The organism is Psychrobacillus soli (assembly GCF_006861775.1).
In the GTDB taxonomy this organism is placed as follows: Bacteria; Bacillota; Bacilli; order Bacillales_A; family Planococcaceae; genus Psychrobacillus; species Psychrobacillus soli.
Map to the genome: position 1 here is coordinate 1 of NZ_VDGG01000068.1, position 16,117 is coordinate 16,117.

At 36.6% G+C, this 16,117-nt stretch carries 20 protein-coding genes; all 20 read right to left on the reverse strand.

What is annotated here, in order from left to right:
• Positions 1–271 precede the first annotated feature (271 nt).
• Positions 272–781 (reverse strand): flavin reductase family protein, encoded by a 510-nt coding sequence (locus FG383_RS19460; RefSeq protein WP_142609175.1) that lies wholly within the window; start codon positions 779–781, stop codon positions 272–274.
• Positions 782–803: 22 nt separating this feature from the next.
• Positions 804–1,403 carry a nitroreductase family protein gene (locus FG383_RS19465; RefSeq protein WP_142609177.1) on the reverse strand — a complete coding sequence of 200 codons (600 nt, stop codon included), beginning with the start codon at positions 1,401–1,403 and terminating at the stop codon, positions 804–806.
• A 22-nt stretch (positions 1,404–1,425) separates the two neighbouring features.
• Positions 1,426–1,932 (reverse strand): GNAT family N-acetyltransferase, encoded by a 507-nt coding sequence (locus FG383_RS19470; protein ID WP_142609179.1) that lies wholly within the window; start codon positions 1,930–1,932, stop codon positions 1,426–1,428.
• 23 nt (positions 1,933–1,955) lie between these two features.
• Positions 1,956–2,474, reverse strand: a complete 519-nt coding sequence (locus FG383_RS19475) for a GNAT family N-acetyltransferase (protein WP_142609181.1) — start codon at positions 2,472–2,474, stop codon at positions 1,956–1,958.
• Between the two features lie 32 nt (positions 2,475–2,506).
• Complete coding sequence (locus tag FG383_RS19480) at positions 2,507–3,217, reverse strand: amino acid ABC transporter permease (protein WP_142609183.1); 711 nt, start codon at positions 3,215–3,217, stop codon at positions 2,507–2,509.
• A gap of 21 nt (positions 3,218–3,238) precedes the next feature.
• The gene (locus FG383_RS19485; RefSeq protein ID WP_142609185.1) at positions 3,239–3,943 is read right to left on the reverse strand and encodes an amino acid ABC transporter permease; all 705 of its coding nucleotides are present in this window, start codon (positions 3,941–3,943) and stop codon (positions 3,239–3,241) included.
• 33 nt (positions 3,944–3,976) lie between these two features.
• Positions 3,977–4,783, reverse strand: coding sequence for a transporter substrate-binding domain-containing protein (locus FG383_RS19490; RefSeq protein ID WP_142609187.1), 807 nt, complete (start codon positions 4,781–4,783; stop codon positions 3,977–3,979).
• Positions 4,784–4,829: 46 nt separating this feature from the next.
• Positions 4,830–5,093 (reverse strand): glutaredoxin family protein, encoded by a 264-nt coding sequence (locus FG383_RS19495; protein WP_142609189.1) that lies wholly within the window; start codon positions 5,091–5,093, stop codon positions 4,830–4,832.
• A gap of 17 nt (positions 5,094–5,110) precedes the next feature.
• A complete protein-coding gene (locus tag FG383_RS19500) occupies positions 5,111–6,118 on the reverse strand; it encodes an LLM class flavin-dependent oxidoreductase (protein ID WP_142609190.1) in 1,008 nt (335 codons plus the stop codon).
• 32 nt (positions 6,119–6,150) lie between these two features.
• A complete protein-coding gene (locus FG383_RS19505) occupies positions 6,151–6,903 on the reverse strand; it encodes an amino acid ABC transporter ATP-binding protein (RefSeq protein ID WP_142609192.1) in 753 nt (250 codons plus the stop codon).
• 24 nt (positions 6,904–6,927) lie between these two features.
• Entirely contained in the window at positions 6,928–8,256 is a 1,329-nt protein-coding gene (locus FG383_RS19510; RefSeq protein WP_142609194.1) for an LLM class flavin-dependent oxidoreductase, read from the reverse strand.
• A gap of 330 nt (positions 8,257–8,586) precedes the next feature.
• Entirely contained in the window at positions 8,587–9,462 is an 876-nt protein-coding gene (locus tag FG383_RS19515; RefSeq protein ID WP_142609196.1) for a LysR family transcriptional regulator, read from the reverse strand.
• A gap of 243 nt (positions 9,463–9,705) precedes the next feature.
• Positions 9,706–10,617 carry an exonuclease domain-containing protein gene (locus FG383_RS19520; RefSeq protein ID WP_142609198.1) on the reverse strand — a complete coding sequence of 304 codons (912 nt, stop codon included), beginning with the start codon at positions 10,615–10,617 and terminating at the stop codon, positions 9,706–9,708.
• 101 nt (positions 10,618–10,718) lie between these two features.
• A complete protein-coding gene (locus FG383_RS19525) occupies positions 10,719–11,234 on the reverse strand; it encodes a YflT domain-containing protein (RefSeq protein ID WP_142609200.1) in 516 nt (171 codons plus the stop codon).
• 134 nt (positions 11,235–11,368) lie between these two features.
• Positions 11,369–12,364, reverse strand: a complete 996-nt coding sequence (locus tag FG383_RS19530; protein WP_142609202.1) for an HAAS signaling domain-containing protein — start codon at positions 12,362–12,364, stop codon at positions 11,369–11,371.
• Positions 12,351–12,698, reverse strand: coding sequence for a PadR family transcriptional regulator (locus FG383_RS19535; protein ID WP_142609203.1), 348 nt, complete (start codon positions 12,696–12,698; stop codon positions 12,351–12,353). The genes FG383_RS19530 and FG383_RS19535 overlap by 14 nt, the downstream gene beginning before the upstream one ends.
• A gap of 596 nt (positions 12,699–13,294) precedes the next feature.
• Positions 13,295–13,732: a YusW family protein gene (locus FG383_RS19540; protein WP_142609205.1), complete on the reverse strand. Its 438-nt coding sequence runs from the start codon at positions 13,730–13,732 to the stop codon at positions 13,295–13,297.
• Between the two features lie 85 nt (positions 13,733–13,817).
• Positions 13,818–14,045 carry a hypothetical protein gene (locus tag FG383_RS19545; protein ID WP_142609207.1) on the reverse strand — a complete coding sequence of 76 codons (228 nt, stop codon included), beginning with the start codon at positions 14,043–14,045 and terminating at the stop codon, positions 13,818–13,820.
• 142 nt (positions 14,046–14,187) lie between these two features.
• Positions 14,188–14,625: a YusW family protein gene (locus FG383_RS19550; RefSeq protein ID WP_142609208.1), complete on the reverse strand. Its 438-nt coding sequence runs from the start codon at positions 14,623–14,625 to the stop codon at positions 14,188–14,190.
• Positions 14,626–14,761: 136 nt separating this feature from the next.
• Entirely contained in the window at positions 14,762–15,760 is a 999-nt protein-coding gene (locus FG383_RS19555) for an SEC-C domain-containing protein (RefSeq protein WP_142609210.1), read from the reverse strand.
• Between the last annotated feature and the right edge of the window lie 357 nt (positions 15,761–16,117).

Sequence of the window (16,117 nt, forward strand, 5' to 3'; positions counted from 1 at the left end):
TGAGCATAATGAGACTTCACAACGTCCGCCTAAGCGGCGGTGAAGGCTCATCGCTCACCCCGCGGAAAGCGTCCACCCTGAAGCGGAAATCCTAGCGGTCATTACCACGCAGTATCCCTATATCACGTACAATACAAAGAATCCCAAACCTTATGTTACTTAAAAAAATTACACACATGTCTAAATTTTTATATTTGCCAAAGCATAAAGAAAAAGACTTCCCATTCATTCACAAAATGATAGGAAGTCTTTTTTATAAGATAAACAAAGATCACTTATAGAAACTTGTAGGTATCGCCGCGAAATTTCTTTTATGGTAAAGTAATGGATTTTTATCTTCATTATGGATATGGATAACCTCTCCAATGAAAATAATATGGTCTCCAGCATCAATTTGCTTTGCAGTTTTGCATTCTAATTGAGCAAGTGAACCAGACAACACAGGTAATTGTCTTTCCGACTCTTCCCATTTACATTGACTGAAACGATCCTCTACTTTAGAAGCGAATAAACTACAAATGTCGGCTTGATCGTCTGCCAAAATATTTACTGCAAATTTTTCCGCCTCTATAAATGCAGGATAAGAACCCGACTTTTTATCAATAGACCATAATATGAGTAAAGGATCTAAAGAAACTGAAGCAAACGAATTAACCGTTAACCCTATTGGATTATTTGCATCATCAAAAGTAGTAACAACCGTTACACCTGTCGGATAATTTCCTAACGCTTTTTTGAACTCCTCTTGTGCTGAACTTACATTTACATTTACACTTACCATGAAAATACACTCCCATTCTAGTTTATTTTACAATGACAACGCGATGTTCTACTGGTTCCATTAACTTATTCTTAGGGGATGCAATAGGATTACCAAATGGTAACTGGGCAATAAGCTCCCATTTTTCTTGAATTCCCCAAGTTTCTTTCACTTCTTTCGAAAGTTCTGGATAGAAGTGTTGCAGGCTTGCTCCAAAGCCCTCTTGTTCAAGTGACGTCCAAACCAAATACTGTAGCATACCGGACGCTTGATGAGACCAAACAGGAAAATACTGTTCTACGCTTGCAAATTTCTCCTGGAATGTTTCCACAACAGCATAATCTTCAAAAAACAATACCGTACCGTAACCACTAGCAAAACCTTCAAATCGACTTTGTGTAGAAGGAATCTTCTCTTCTGCAAGTCCTTGTTTCACTGAGTCAAATGCTAGTTTCCAAAACTTTTTATGCTGTTCACCTAATAACACAACAATTCGACCTGTTTGCGAATTGAATGCAGTAGGTGTGTGCTTTACAACTAAATTTACGATATCTTGAATTCTTTCATCGGAAATAATCTTTTCATCATTAATGCCATAAATAGAGCGTCTACTTTGAACGGCAGAATAAAAACTTTTGGTCATTTTGAATTCGCCCTTTCCTTCTTCATAATTCTAGCCGGAAGCATTTCACATGCACATCTGCATTATGAAAGTCTTTTGATTCATCACGCTTAAAACCAAGATGTTCGTACAATCGGATCGCTTGAGTCATATTAGCACCTGAGTGTAAATATAAAAAGCTAGCTCCTTTTTCTTTCGCATAGCTCGCACTTTCCTTTAACAAAGCTCTCGCGATGCCTTTTCCTCTTGTATTTGGACTAACGGCAAGCAATCTCACAATCGGATCAACTATGCCGATCTCCGGCCTTTGATAAGCAGCTTCTGAGTTCGTGAATAATTGTAATGTCCCTAAGAATTTCCCTTCACTTTTTGCTACTAATACTCTATCTATTGCCGGATTATCTAGTGAATGTTTAATACTCTCCAAATACGCTTGCCAAACTGCTGTACTAAATTCACTTTCATATTGCCCGTAACTTTCTACTAACAACTCCGCTACAGCCTCTTTGTCGACTTCCTTCAATATATCAATTGTAATTACACTCGGCATATTATTCCTCCTCGTAATGAGACTCAAAAACTTTGAAGATCCAATCGATAGCATTTTACTAGGAAATTCAATTTATTAAACTCTTTCGATGTATCACGTTTAAAACCTAGATATTCATATAATCGAATTGCTTTAGACATTTTATCACTTGTATGTAAATAGATGTGTTTAGCACCTATTTCGTGTGCATAATTGATACTTTCCTTGATCAATGCTTGTGCGATTCCCTTTCCTCTTGCAGCCGGGCTAACCGCAAGCATACGAATAATTGGGGAGTCGATTTCTAGATCAGGTTTGTTATAAGCCATTTCTGAGTTGGAAAATAATTGTAGTGTCCCCAAAACCTCTTCACCATCTTTAGCAACTAAAAACTTAGCTACTTGCGGGTTATTTACAGAAGCCTCTAGATCAGACGCGTAATCGAACCAATCTTGTAGTTTTGCATATGATCCCTTGTATTGTGCATAGCTTTCTACTAGTAATCTACCAACAGCTTCTTTTTCATTTTCCTGTAATGTATCTATTGTTAGCACACTTGTCATAGCGAAACCTCCATCTGTTCGTTTTAGAGCCCTTATGCGACTCCACCTTTACTGTATTGCTGCACTCTCTTTTCAACTAAATAATAAATACCTTCCATAATGATCGAGATTCCCCAATAGATTAAACCAGCAGCAATAAATGATTCTAAAAACTTTAAGTTAGATGATGCTACAATATTAGCTGTACCAGTCAATTCTTTTTGAGAGACTAGAAATGCAATGGAAGTTGTATGTAAAAATCCGACAGAGAGATTAGTGAAGTTTGGAATGGACTTCGCTAAAGCTTGCGGCAGTAAAATACGCCCCATCGCTTGAGGAGTGCTCATGCCAATAGAATAAGCTGCTTCCATCTGACCTTTTGCAACACTGGAAATTCCAGAGCGTATAATTTCTGATAAATACGCCCCTGCTGTAAGGGAAAGTGCAAATAACACAAATAAGACAATTGGTATTTTATTTGTTTCATAAGGTAAATTAAAATAGTTAATAATACTATCTAGCAACATCGGAATACCAAAATACACTAACATAATGTGCATGATCGCTGGTGTGCCTCGAAAAAAAGATACATAGCCATTGGCAATCGAATATATCCCCTTCACTTTGTACTCCCGTATGAACGTAACTACTAAGCCGATAAAGAAACCAATTACTACTGGAACAATGGCTAATACTAACGTTAATGGTATAGCTTTTGCAATTTCTTTAAATGCCACCCAAATAAATGGAATATCAATTACCATGGTTAAACACCTCCTTCACCATCAAGCAACCGAAGCATCTGTTCCCTGATAACGATTTGTATATTTTTCAAATACTTTAAATCCTTTTTCAAGTATTAATACGACCACGTAATAAATGACAGATAGTGCAATATAAACTTCTAAAGCATGAGCAGTAGCTGCGATGATCGTTTCCCCTCTTCCCATCATGTCCATTACTCCTATCGTAAAAGCTAATGAAGTGTCTTTCAATGAACCAATAACTGTATTCGCGATATTTGGAAATGCAACGCGAATCGCCTGAGGGAATATGATACGAGTAAAGTTTTGAAAAGGCGTCATTCCAATAGAATACGCCGCTTCCGTTTGCCCGAATTCTACCGCAGAAATCGCTCCCCGGAAAATTTCTGCAAATATAGCACCATTACTTAATGAATACGTGATAATCACAAAAATTAATGCATCCATCCTAGTAATATCAATATTTATGAGCGACAATACAGCAGGCAGCCCATAAAACACTAAAAATAATTGAATAATAATCGGTGTTCCTCTGATAAACGATATATAAAGTGTGACTATTTGCTTTAAAATTGGAATATGGAACAATTTTGGTATAGCTGCTGCTATACCAATGATTGTTCCTAAAATGATAGATGCAACTAAAATCTCTAGCGTCACACCAAGATATTTTACTAATGTTGGAATAAACTCAATAATTAATGAAGGATCAAATACTTTTCCCACTTGCTCTGCTCCCTTCCCTCAGATGGAGAAGGATTAGAATTCTACCGAATAATCCTCTCCAAGCCATTCCTCACTTAATGCACTTACAGTTCCGTCTTCTTTCAATTCAGTTAATGCTTCATCAATACGCTTTTGAAGCGTTGTGTTTCCTTTTTGTAATAAAAAGTAAACATTTGAATTGAGTAAAGTGTCTCCTACAACTTTTTGTTGTGCGTCTGATTGTTCATTTAAAAAATCTGCTGCAAATGGCGTTGAAATAGTTGCATCTACACGACCAGTACGAAGTTGATTAATAATATCAGATGTACTTGAAGTATAGATAATTTCTGCACCAAGGTTGTTTTCTTTGTTATATTTCTCCATATATACCGCTGCATTACTAGTAGCTGTAGTAGCTATCTTTTTTCCTGCCAAATCATCGATAGATTGAATGCTATCATTGTCTTGATGAACTGTTACTTTTAAAGGAAAAACATTATACGGTACTTCATTGAATAAGAACTTTGCTTCCCGTTCTTCGTTTACTTCCATTTGATGGGCTACAAAATCGATTTTATTTGTTTCTAAGCTCAGTAATAAGTTAGAGAAATCCATCGTTTTAAATTCAAATTCATACTCCTCTAATTTCTCATCGATCGCACGAACTAATTCCACATCGTAACCAGTTAGATTACCGTCTTCATCTAGAAAACAAATATTAGGAAATTGTGTACCAGTTCCAACGATAATTTTTTGTACATCGGAATTACCTTTGGATGTTTTTGAACTTGCTTCCTTTGAAGAACATGCACCTAGTAAAGCTACTGCTATTACTAATAAAAGTGTTAATACTTTTTTCAATATATATCCTCTTTTCGTATAGATTTAGTTGGTTTTATACAAAAAATTATACATGTACTGGTTCTAGAGCCGCTTTTAAGTGTTCTAAACCAACTTCGGTTACAGCTCGATAAACATTTCCTTCACCAATTTCAACAACTGGTACGTGGCGCACACCATATTTAGTATTTAAAATATCGCGGAATTCATCGTGATTCGTTACATCCACTGTTTTATAGGCAATATTTTGCTCTGATAAATATTCCTTCACTTCGTTGCAATAACTGCATCCTTCTTTTGACCATACAACTACTGATAAATCTTTTGCCATGTCTTTTTCCTCCAATTTTATGAGTTTACTGTTTGTTTAGTTAAATTTTTCGGACTTAATAATTCAAAAGAGCGAAGTCTTTGTTCGGGATTTGGAACTGGAGTGTGCAAGATAAATTCATCAACTCCGTATGTTTGATGCAATTCATCCAAAACTCGTTTCACTTGCTCCGGTGTTCCATAGATGATATTTGCATCATATTGTTTCACTTCATACGCTTCGCCGGACTCTTTTCCGAACTTTTCCGCTTGTTCCACAGTTTGTAATGATAATGTACGACCACTTGCTAAATGGACTTTTATAATTTTTTGATTGCTTGCAAGTTCTTTAGCTTCCCCTTCAGTAGGTGCTGTAATGACCGTAACAGAAACGATAAACGTTCCATCCGGATAAATCCCTCGATACAAGTTAGAAGCCTCTTTTAAGACTTCGTTATCCGTATTAATAAATCGAGCAAAAGCAAATGAAACTTTTAACTCCGCAGCTAGTTTTGCACTGTTAGGACTTGCTCCTAATAAATACGTTTCTGGTTTTACAGGAGGTATTGGAGTTGCCTGAATACTAGCAAGCTCATGCGTTTCGGGAACGTTATTATGCAGAAGCTGTTGTAATAAAGCTAGTCGTGTTTCAAAATCTTCCCCTGTATTCACTGTTCCATATTGCAACGCTTTTGTTGAAAGAGGCAAACCACCAGGTGCTTTCCCAATTCCGAGATCTACTCTTCCAGGTTCAAGCGTGGCCAGCACGTTAAAATTTTCCGCTACTTTATATGGACTATAATGTTGGAGCATAACTCCACCAGAACCTACTCGAATGGTTTTTGTTTTCGCTAACAAATAGGAAACTAAAACTTCTGGAGAGGAACCAGCCACTATATCAGAATTATGATGTTCTGATACCCAAAATCGTTCATATCCCCATTCTTCTGCTTTCTGAGCTAAATCTACTGTTTTTTGCAAAGTATCATAGTTAGATACGCCCTCAACGACCGGACTTTGATCTAAAATACCTAATTTATAACTCATAAACTATCCTCCACTTCAAAAACACCTTGTTTTTAGATTGAATATTCTAGCTCAGGTGTCATCCTTTTCAAAAATTGTTTTGTACGGTCTTCTTTAGGTGTTCTAAAAATGTCGTTAGGAACGCCTTCTTCCACTACTACGCCACCGTCCATGAAAATAACCCTATTCGATACTTCACGTGCAAAGTTCATCTCATGCGTAACAATGATCATTGTAATACCTTCGCGAGAAATTTTCCGAATAACATCCAATACTTCTCCTACAAGTTCCGGATCTAATGCCGACGTTGGTTCATCAAAAAGAATGACTTCTGGATTTAAAGCCAATGCTCGAGCAATGCCGACCCGCTGCTGTTGTCCACCTGATAATTGAAGAGGATACGCATCTACTTTTTGTTCCAATCCAACTTTTTTTAACATTTCAAGTGCAATTTCACGTGCTTCTTTCACATTTACTTTTTGAACTACTACTAACCCTTCCATCACATTTTGTAAAACTGTCTTGTGTTGAAATAGGTTGTAGCTCTGAAATACCATTGCTGATTTTTTTCGTAAATGATATATATCTTTTTTATGCACTTTTTTAGAATCGATTGTTACATTGTCTATTGTAATAATGCCTTCATCTGGTCGTTCTAAATAGTTAAGGCAACGTAATAACGTCGTCTTTCCAGAGCCGCTTGGACCTAATATAGAGATGACGTCACCTTTATCAACTTGTATATTTATTCCTTTTAGAACTTCATTTTTCCCGAACTTTTTATGAAGATTAGAAATAGAAATCATTTTATCCCTCTTTCTCTTAAGGCATTAAACAAGTTGCTTCGCATATCGACTTTTCAAAAACGGAAGTCCTAAATTCCCTCTTAAAGTGTCTGCCTCATACTCTTCACGATATAAACCACGCTTTTGTAAGATTGGGACAACTTTTTCGATAAAATCGTCTAATGTGTGTGGCGCCTGCGTTGCAATGATAAAGCCGTCCGCACCACGCTCTTCAAACCATTTTTGTACTAAATCTGCAATCTTTTCTGGAGTTCCTATAAACTCTGAACGCGGCGTCGCTTCTCTTAATGCCACTTGACGAAGCGTCAGGTTTTGCTCTTTTGCTTCTTGTTTAATACGATCCGTATGGCTTTGGAAACTATTCTTTCCTAAATCACCTAAGTCAGGAAAAGCTTCGTCTACTTGGTATTGAGAAAAATCATGATGATCGAAGTAACGACCTAAATATGCTAGTGCTCGATCAATAGATACTAAGTTAGCAATCTCTTCATATTTCTTTTCTGCTTCTTCTTCCGTATCCCCAATAATAGGAGAAATACCTGGGAAAATATTTAACTGATCTGGATTTCTTCCAAACTCGATAGCTTGTTTTTTAACGTCTTCATAAAAACTTTTCGCAGATTCAAGTGTAGGATGCATTGTAAAAATAGCATCTGCCCCTTTAGCAGCAATCGTTTTTCCCGCTCCAGAAGATCCTGCTTGGAATACTACTGGTTGCCCTTGTTTGGAACGACCAATATTCAAAGGTCCTTGTACAGAGAAATGCTCACCTTTATGATTCAGATGATGTAATTTGGATGGATCGAAAAACACATCATTTTCTTTATCTCCTACAAATGCATCATCGTCCCAAGAATCCCATAGACCTCTTGTTACATCTAAATATTCTTCTGCAATTTTATATCTTGTCGCATGATCTGGATGCTGTTCAACTGTTTTATTGAAATTGAGTGCAGTACTTTCTAAAGGTGTTGTCACCAAATTCCATCCCGCACGTCCACGACTAATATGATCGAGCGATGCGAATTGACGAGCAACTGTATATGGGTCGCTATACGAAGTGGATACTGTCCCTACCAAACCAATACGAGAAGTTACAGCAGCAAGCGCAGATAAAATCGTTAAAGGTTCGAAACGATTTAAAAAATGTGGAATCGACTTTTCATTAATAAATAATCCATCTGCGATAAAAACTAGGTCAAACTTACCTTCCTCTGCTTTTTGGGCCTGTTGCTTATAAAAATCCAAACTTACGCTCGCATCTGTTTGAACTTCTGGATGTCTCCAGCCAGAAATATTACCACCAACTCCATGAATGATCGCACCAAATCTAATTTTTCTATTGCTTGGCATGTGAATTCCTCCTTTTATTAATTACGCCTCGGCGTAATTGCGTCCAGATTTTGAATTGCGCAAACGTAATTAACTCCTTTTGCAAATCTGTGACATCCGCCGGAGGCTTAACTTGAATCAGCAGTGTATCTGTTTTGAATGCATTTTGGCTTTCCTTCTGTCATTTGTAGAAGGGAGTTACTTCTGCTGCTTCAAGTTAAACCTAGTTAACTTATATGATTAATATATGTTTTGTATTGAGTCTTATGCTAACACTTTAAAGAGGTGAATTGCAATACGTTCACCGATAGAAAAAAATTTTGTATTGATAGAGAAAGTCTATCGATAGGTTCAAAACTTTTTTACTGTTTCCTCGATGTCTTTCCATAACCGCCACTTCGTTACTTCTTGATTTGTATAAGTCAGAAAGACATGCTGCTTTATTTGGATTAAATGTGCGACATCAATTTCGAATAATTCTCCACTTGCTAGTTCATTTTTGATACATAAATAAGGTAAAAATCCAATGGCACAGCGGCTTTTTATAATAGATTTCGCTACTTCTAAATGATCCACTTGGAATTCAATCCGTGGTTCCACTTTCCCAACTTCAAATAGTTTATGAATTCGATTCCAGTCAAAAGCTCCACACTCAAAAAATACCATTGGTTCTTCTGCCAATCGATTAGCAGTTATATTTTCTTCGTATTGCAAAGGATGATCTGGATAAACAACTAGCCTTACGGAATTATCTAGTAGCTGTTGTTTTTGGAGTCCATCATTTGTCGTATCTTTTATAAACGCTAAATCTACTTGTTTCTGAAGTAGTTTTTCAATTAATAGCTCATTTGGCGCTGAGATAAATTTAAAACGTAGCTGGGGATTTCCTCGTTTCCATAATGGCAGCGCAAAAGGAATAAAATATTGTGACGTAATGATATTAGCGCCAATAATCACTTCTTCTTGCTCATCCCTTTCCTTCATTATTTTTTTTCCTTCTTTATATGATTGAATAATTTGTTCAGCATAGGGGATAAATTCTCGTCCATGCTCCGTTAGCAAAAGCCCTCTTCCCTGGCGAGCGAATAATTCCGTATTCAAATCTCTTTCTAATGTTTTAATCCTTGCAGTCACAGTCGGTTGAGACAAAAATAATGCATCCGCTGCTTTATGGATGCTTTTTAACTGGACGACATACATAAACGCTTCCAAATGATCGATATTCATTTTCTATCCCTCTTTTCTTATCTATCATCATAATCAAATTATTCCAAGTGGTAAAGTATGTATTTGGAAAATCAAAAAAACTAAGCCAATGGTATGTGGCTTAGTTACGACTTTCTTATCAATTATGGCGGTTGGTTGCTTTCGTTATAGAAATGATTGCTCTAAGGGTCGAGTTGATTGCTTTGGCGATTGTTTTGATTGCTTCCACCTTACATTTGGTTGCCCTTTACCACCTTCTAACTTTTATTTCACCAATCTCAAAAAATCTTGTTCTCCGACAATTTCAATGGGGTAACCTTGTTCGATCAATGCCTCTACTTTTTGCATTTTCGTGCTTTTAATACCTTGTACGTATTTATATAAATCCTGATCTCCAACTACTAGAAAGTTTGTTGTTGCATCTACTTGCCCTTTACAAATAGCTCCGCAATTGGAAGCATATTGTGCAGCTATCGGTCTTGTCATGGATACCATTTTTCCGGTAAAAACAATATTTGCACCGTAAAATGGATGCTTTGTATTTAACGGAACATTTTCTGCGATAATCGAATGCAATAATGCATCTCCTGCACTCTTTCTTGAGCGAATCGTTTTTTTACCGGCGGATACCGGGCTTCCTAGTTTAAGCTTATGCAAAGCAGAAAGCTCTTGGATGGAGCTTGTCTGTGTTTTTTTCATCGCTTCTAGTGTAATTAATGCAGAAGCTCGAGCATCTTCCAACGCATCATGGTGCCTTAAGCTAATGCTTAAATAATTGGCGACTGTGGAGAGCTTATGATTGTATAAATTCGGCCACACCTTTTTGGCAATTCGATAAGAGCATCCATATTGAAAGTTCGGCTCTGGTTCATAAATCCTTTTTAAAGAGTCTCGTAACACGCCTATATCAAAGCTTGCATTATGTGCAATGATTGTTTCGTTGTCGATGTACTGTTTAAAATCGGGCCAATACTCTTCAAATGTCGGTGCGTTATGTACCATATATTCCGTAATTCCATGAATTTTCGTATTGTAATAATTAAATTCACTTAATGGGTTGATCAATGTATGTATTTCATCTGCTATTTTACCATTTTTCACTTTCACTATGCCGATTGAGCAAACACTGGAGCGTACACTATTTGCAGTCTCAAAGTCTATCGCCACGAAGTCCATCTTATCCCACCTTGCTTTGTTCGAATATACTTATTATCTCATACATAACTAGCTACATAAAACCCCTTGCACTATGCACAAGGGGAGATGTTATTATTCTATTAATATAGTCTATTCCTCGATGGAATTTCATCTAGCTTCTCTTTTAGTTCTCTTCTTTCTTCAAATTGTTCTGGGGAAATTCGCTTTTCTCCACCAACTAAATAAGGATCTGTCGTAAATGTTTCCCCTCGTGCAAAACGATCTTGCGGTTCATTGAAGTGGTCAGTGGACAGATCATCTGCAAACGTGAGAACATCCGTATATAGAATGATAGACCCTCTCGCCACTTCCCCTGCATATTGTTCCGTTTCTTCAGTAGACAGATCTAGCTTACGGAGCCCTTCCGTTATTGCATCTTCTCCAGTAAATAATGATTTAAATCTATCCACAAATGTTCCAGCCTCATGAGTAGATACTTCGGAATGACGATTTAATGTATATAAATGTGCACCTTCTTGGGATATTATATGGATATCACTTTCCGCATATCCTTGTTCTTGCAGGAGTTCCAACTTTTCATACATCTCTTCTTCTGAACGAGCTATTTCAATTCTTCGATTTGATTGAATGTCCATCGTGTTTCCTCCTAGTTTTCGTCTTATATATGTGATACCCCGTTATTAACTCAACATAACCTTTCTAATACCTTTTTAATATTTTTGTAATATTAGACACGAAAAAAGAAGAGCGACCGCAGCCTCTCTTCTTACTATCCAATATTCGCTTTTCGAAACCCTTGTATCACATCAATCACAGCAAAAACTACACATATTAAAATAACTGCTAACTTAACAGGGCTTTGAAGCTCAAAAGTAAAATGAAACAAATCCTCTAAATACGTATAGAATTCTACATTAACCAAACTATTATTATTGAATATAACGATCAATACAATTGTAGATACTACATGTCGTACTGTATTCATAATTGCCACTTTATGAGTCCACTGCGAAGCGAGAAATTTATGGAACACTAACATAACTTCTATAACAAGTGCAACGAGGACTATAAACCAATAGGATTGTAAAACATCTTGATCGAATGTAGGTATGATGAATTGTAGCTTACCTTGTACTTTTTCATATACACCAATTAAATGTACCGCATTAAAATAGATGGTAACAAAGATAGCAATCCATAACAGATTTCCAAATACCTCTGCTTTAGAAATTTTCTTTTCTTTTTTAATGTACGGTATACTTTTCAATTCATCTGGTGTCCATTCTTTCCAGTTTGGCGTTAGTGGCGACTTATCTTTTGAAGTGTCCGTGCGCTCCAAAATAGCAAACACGATCGTAATCCAGAAAAATGTCTGAATCGATGAACTGATCATTCCCCAAATACCATGCCCCATAATAGAAAGAATTGTGGCGAGTATAGCTTCCTCCCCATTGTAAGTCAAAACATTTTCCGTAATGACGACTATTAACGCGAGAGTCGCCACTATCGGTATGATCATTTTCAATAAAGTTACATACATATCAAAGTATCTTGGACCTATTAAATGCATTGGACGATCAGCATATCCACTTGCAAGCAATGCTGGATTTCCTAGATTTTCAAGTGCTACTTTCACTTCCTTCTCTGTGTAATCTTCAGGTAACATATCCTCAATAGTTGACCTTAGCTCTAGCGCAATGTCTTGCCTGCTCTTTTCTGGAAGTCTGCGTGTTACTTCCTGTATATAAATATCAATCAGGTGCATTTTCCACATCTCCTTTCAACAATGTTTGAAGTTCATTTGTTGTTTTTTCCCATTCGTCCTTCAGCTGTTCTAGAATTTCAATTCCATATTCGCTCAATACATAGTATTTCCTCGGTCTACTTTCTGTTGTATCCCAACTGCTTTCAACCAGTTCTTGTTTTTCTAAACGTCGAAGCAAAGGATATAATGTACTCTGATCAATTGATACGCCTGACTTTTCCAGTAGTTGAACTAAAGAGTATCCATATTGGGGGGTTCTAAGCTGACTCAACACAGCAAGTGTTAAAGTACCTCGACGTAATTCTGTTATTAATGAACTGATTAATTTACTCATATTCCACCTCACATACTTATACTATATGTCGTACACTATAATTATACTGTGTATAATACACTATTATTCATTTAACATCAATATTTTTTTACACACTAACAAAAGCGCTAAAGAGCCTGACTCTTGCCCGAAGAATGGTAGAACGCACATAATATGCCTTAAGAAGCTTTAGCAGGTGACCACTGTCATTTTCGCTGCAATCGACCGCTTTCCGCTGGGTAAGCGATGAGCCTTCACCGCCCCTTGCAGCGAAAATCAGTGGAATGTACTTACTTATTAGTGCCTACTCGCTAAAAAACAAAATTTTATACAGTTTTTCAAATGCGTTATTTCAGTAAATGGATTAGGACAATCAACTGGTCACGGAAAGCAATCAATTCTATTCCGAAAGCAACCAAATCAGCACGAGAGCAACCAAATTGCCAGTGAAAGCACCCATTTCTTAAAATAGCAAGTTTACTTGGATTGAAACAACGAGGCATTATCTCTATATCGCCTTATGATTAATAAAATAATTACTCACATCTCTAATTTTTTTAGTTTCCTAGCCAATAAAAAAAAGCCGTGAATTTAATCACGACTTCTTTCACTTTTATTTATTTGAGGTCTTTAAATTCTTGATTGTCTCCATCAGAAAATTCAACTTCTAAATCAAATTCCGTATAATCTTCTACTCCAAATGCTTTAGAAACCTTTTCAATCACTTCTTCTTTACTCATATCTTTTGTTAGAGCAAGATCTTTAAAAATTGGTTCCAATTCAGCATATGCTTCATCACCCGTCAAATTTTTGGATTCTAACTTGTTTTCATATTCCGCTTCTGTTTCCGATACATCCATATCAAAAGAGGCATCAATTGCATCTTGTTGGTCTGCAGTATCAATATCTAGGTCGAACGATTGAAATCCAAATTCATTTTGCATATCACTATTAGTCGGTGCGTCTTTTACTTCTTCTTTATCCCCACATGCCCCTAGTAAAAGAGCGGTTGTTAGTAGTGTACTTCCGATTACTGAGTATTTTTTGGTTTTCATAATAATTCTCCTCACTTGTTGCGTAATTATCCGTTAGATTAGTTATTCCCATTATGAATGCTTCATAAACATCAAGTGGTATTGCTTAATCGGGATAACGTTTTTCACTAGCTGACGTCGTCTTCGTAGAGTCTTTATTTTTTTCATCTTTTACTTTTTCATTCAATTCTTCTACGGGAATTGGATCCACGTTCTTCATATCCTCATCTGTATCAAAAATGCTTTCTTTTTCTGTGTTCACCAAATCAGGGTTATCTAATATACGACCAGCAATATCCTGTTTCTCACAATCCTCAGTTGGTTTCTTTGTCATATGAATCTCTCCCTTGATTGTTTTTAATTGTTTAGCCTATTTTTAGATTGTTAAACATTGTTCCTCTTCTCTGCGATTTATCCACAGCTTATAATTTCTTGAAACAAAAAAAGCCGTGAGTTCCATCACGACTTTTTATGTTTTATTCTTTTTTCGTATCCTTATATTCTTTTTCTTCCCCATCGGAATATTCTACTTCTAAATCGAACTTTGTATAATCTTCCACTTCAAAAGCTTTGGATACTTTTTCAATCACTTCATCTTTACTCATTTCTTTCGTTAGTTCGAGATCTTTTAATAGTGGCTTTAATTCATCGTATGCTTTATCGCCTTTTAACTTTTTCGGCTCTATACGATTCACATATTCAGCTTCTATTTTCGATCCATCCATCTCAAGATATGCCTCAATTGCCCCTTTATGGTCTACTGTATCTACATCTAACTCAAAAGAAGTAAACCCAAGATCTGTCTCTGCTTCTTCTGGTGTCGATGAGCCTTCTACTTTTTTAGCGTCTCCACAAGCCCCTAGTAGTACAGTAGCTATCAATAGTATACTTCCATAGATTGAATACTTTTTCATCGCAATTATGAATCCCCTCTCTTGATGAACTTCTATTTATAGCTATAGCCAAAAAGAGAGGAATATAACCAAATTGGACTCCAACAATAGTGGATGACTATTTTAATAAAGAGGAGAAGCTATACAATTTTCCAATTTAATTAACATTTTTTATGCGTTCATAGTACACGTTCAATTCGTTATAGTATTTATTCAAAGAAGAAGTGGATACATTAAATGATTCTGCAATTTCTTTGATCGTCATTTCTAACGGTTCAAAAAAGCCATTTTCCTGACCGAACCTGATAGCACCCGCTGAAATGGCCACTTCTTTACGCGCATTTGGCTGCTGCTCTACTAAATAATCTTCCACTATTTCTACAAGCTTCTGATATTGTCGATTATTTTTCTCTAAGAAATCTATTGCAACTTGTAGAACTCCCGCTTCAAATTGCGTATACTCTCCGCCTTCGTAACCATTTTCACCAAGCAAAGTCCACAATGTAGTAGCCTTTTCTTTCAAAAATTCCGAAGCTGATAATTCTTGTTGAGATTCAAATTGACTGATAAACGAGGCAAACACGTTATGATGATCTGCTGGGAAGAAGATTAAACTAGAAATAGCCAAATAGTGATTTTCTTTCGAAGTCCCTTCTGGCAAGATGAAACAATACAAATGTACTCCTGTAGGTACCGGTTTTTCGCCTTCGCGTCTTAGACTTATTGTCTCGTTCGTCAAAATATGCGTTACCGTCATGTAAGAATCATCTACATCTATTACTTCGCCAACGAATACACGTGGTTCATTCCACTGATTAATCGCGTTTAATGTAGACGGTCGTACGATTTTCTTCTGTTGTTTTTCTATGTAGCTTGTCCATATTTCTGGCTTATGATGGAAGAAAAACTCATCAAGTACAATCGCTTCAATCATTTCTTCGTCCAAGTACTGCTTCAACGGATCGCTCCAAGTTTTTACGAGTTCTGCGAACGCTGGGACATCTTTTCTTTCTGGATATTCATCATAAAATGTCTGTAAAATACGTTCTATTTCTTCTGTTTGTACTTCTTCTATTGTAATAGTCTCTTTTGACTCACAACATTTTTTATATTTTTTTCCACTACCACATGGGCATGGATCATTACGTCTTACCATCAAAACACGTCCTTCAATTAGTTAAAAATTAGCTGAAGTCTAAGTTTAGCATGTTTCGCATGAAATATTAAGGAGTGAACTACTTGGGATATTTTACCTTAACGAATTATTTTTGCTTAAATGGAGTTCCATTTTATGCATATTGCAACTAAACGACTCGTTTTTTTACTATTAGATAAGCGGATTTTAAGTGTATCTTGTTTATCGAAGCTTCCCATAAAGGATTACTTGTACAGTATAGGGATACTGTGTCGTAATGACCGCTAGGATTTTCGCTTCAGGGCGGACGCTTTCCACGGGGTGAGCGATGAGCCTTCACCGCCGCTTAGGGCGGACGCCTGAGAAGTCTCATTATGC

Bases quoted from the DNA above. Each gene is read 5' to 3' on its own strand.
- FG383_RS19505 (WP_142609192.1), bottom strand. From the start codon at position 6,903: ATGATTTCTATTTCTAATCTTCATAAAAAGTTCGGGAAAAATGAAGTT.
- FG383_RS19530 (WP_142609202.1), bottom strand. From the start codon at position 12,364: ATGCACCTGATTGATATTTATATACAGGAAGTAACACGCAGACTTCCA.
- FG383_RS19540 (WP_142609205.1), bottom strand. From the start codon at position 13,732: ATGAAAACCAAAAAATACTCAGTAATCGGAAGTACACTACTAACAACC.
- FG383_RS19515 (WP_142609196.1), bottom strand. From the start codon at position 9,462: ATGAATATCGATCATTTGGAAGCGTTTATGTATGTCGTCCAGTTAAAA.
- FG383_RS19475 (WP_142609181.1), bottom strand. From the start codon at position 2,474: ATGACAAGTGTGCTAACAATAGATACATTACAGGAAAATGAAAAAGAA.
- FG383_RS19470 (WP_142609179.1), bottom strand. From the start codon at position 1,932: ATGCCGAGTGTAATTACAATTGATATATTGAAGGAAGTCGACAAAGAG.
- FG383_RS19465 (WP_142609177.1), bottom strand. From the start codon at position 1,403: ATGACCAAAAGTTTTTATTCTGCCGTTCAAAGTAGACGCTCTATTTAT.
- FG383_RS19535 (WP_142609203.1), bottom strand. From the start codon at position 12,698: ATGAGTAAATTAATCAGTTCATTAATAACAGAATTACGTCGAGGTACT.
- FG383_RS19510 (WP_142609194.1), bottom strand. From the start codon at position 8,256: ATGCCAAGCAATAGAAAAATTAGATTTGGTGCGATCATTCATGGAGTT.
- FG383_RS19495 (WP_142609189.1), bottom strand. From the start codon at position 5,093: ATGGCAAAAGATTTATCAGTAGTTGTATGGTCAAAAGAAGGATGCAGT.
- FG383_RS19480 (WP_142609183.1), bottom strand. From the start codon at position 3,217: ATGGTAATTGATATTCCATTTATTTGGGTGGCATTTAAAGAAATTGCA.
- FG383_RS19525 (WP_142609200.1), bottom strand. From the start codon at position 11,234: ATGGACATTCAATCAAATCGAAGAATTGAAATAGCTCGTTCAGAAGAA.
- FG383_RS19545 (WP_142609207.1), bottom strand. From the start codon at position 14,045: ATGACAAAGAAACCAACTGAGGATTGTGAGAAACAGGATATTGCTGGT.
- FG383_RS19520 (WP_142609198.1), bottom strand. From the start codon at position 10,617: ATGGACTTCGTGGCGATAGACTTTGAGACTGCAAATAGTGTACGCTCC.
- FG383_RS19550 (WP_142609208.1), bottom strand. From the start codon at position 14,625: ATGAAAAAGTATTCAATCTATGGAAGTATACTATTGATAGCTACTGTA.
- FG383_RS19460 (WP_142609175.1), bottom strand. From the start codon at position 781: ATGGTAAGTGTAAATGTAAATGTAAGTTCAGCACAAGAGGAGTTCAAA.
- FG383_RS19500 (WP_142609190.1), bottom strand. From the start codon at position 6,118: ATGAGTTATAAATTAGGTATTTTAGATCAAAGTCCGGTCGTTGAGGGC.
- FG383_RS19555 (WP_142609210.1), bottom strand. From the start codon at position 15,760: ATGGTAAGACGTAATGATCCATGCCCATGTGGTAGTGGAAAAAAATAT.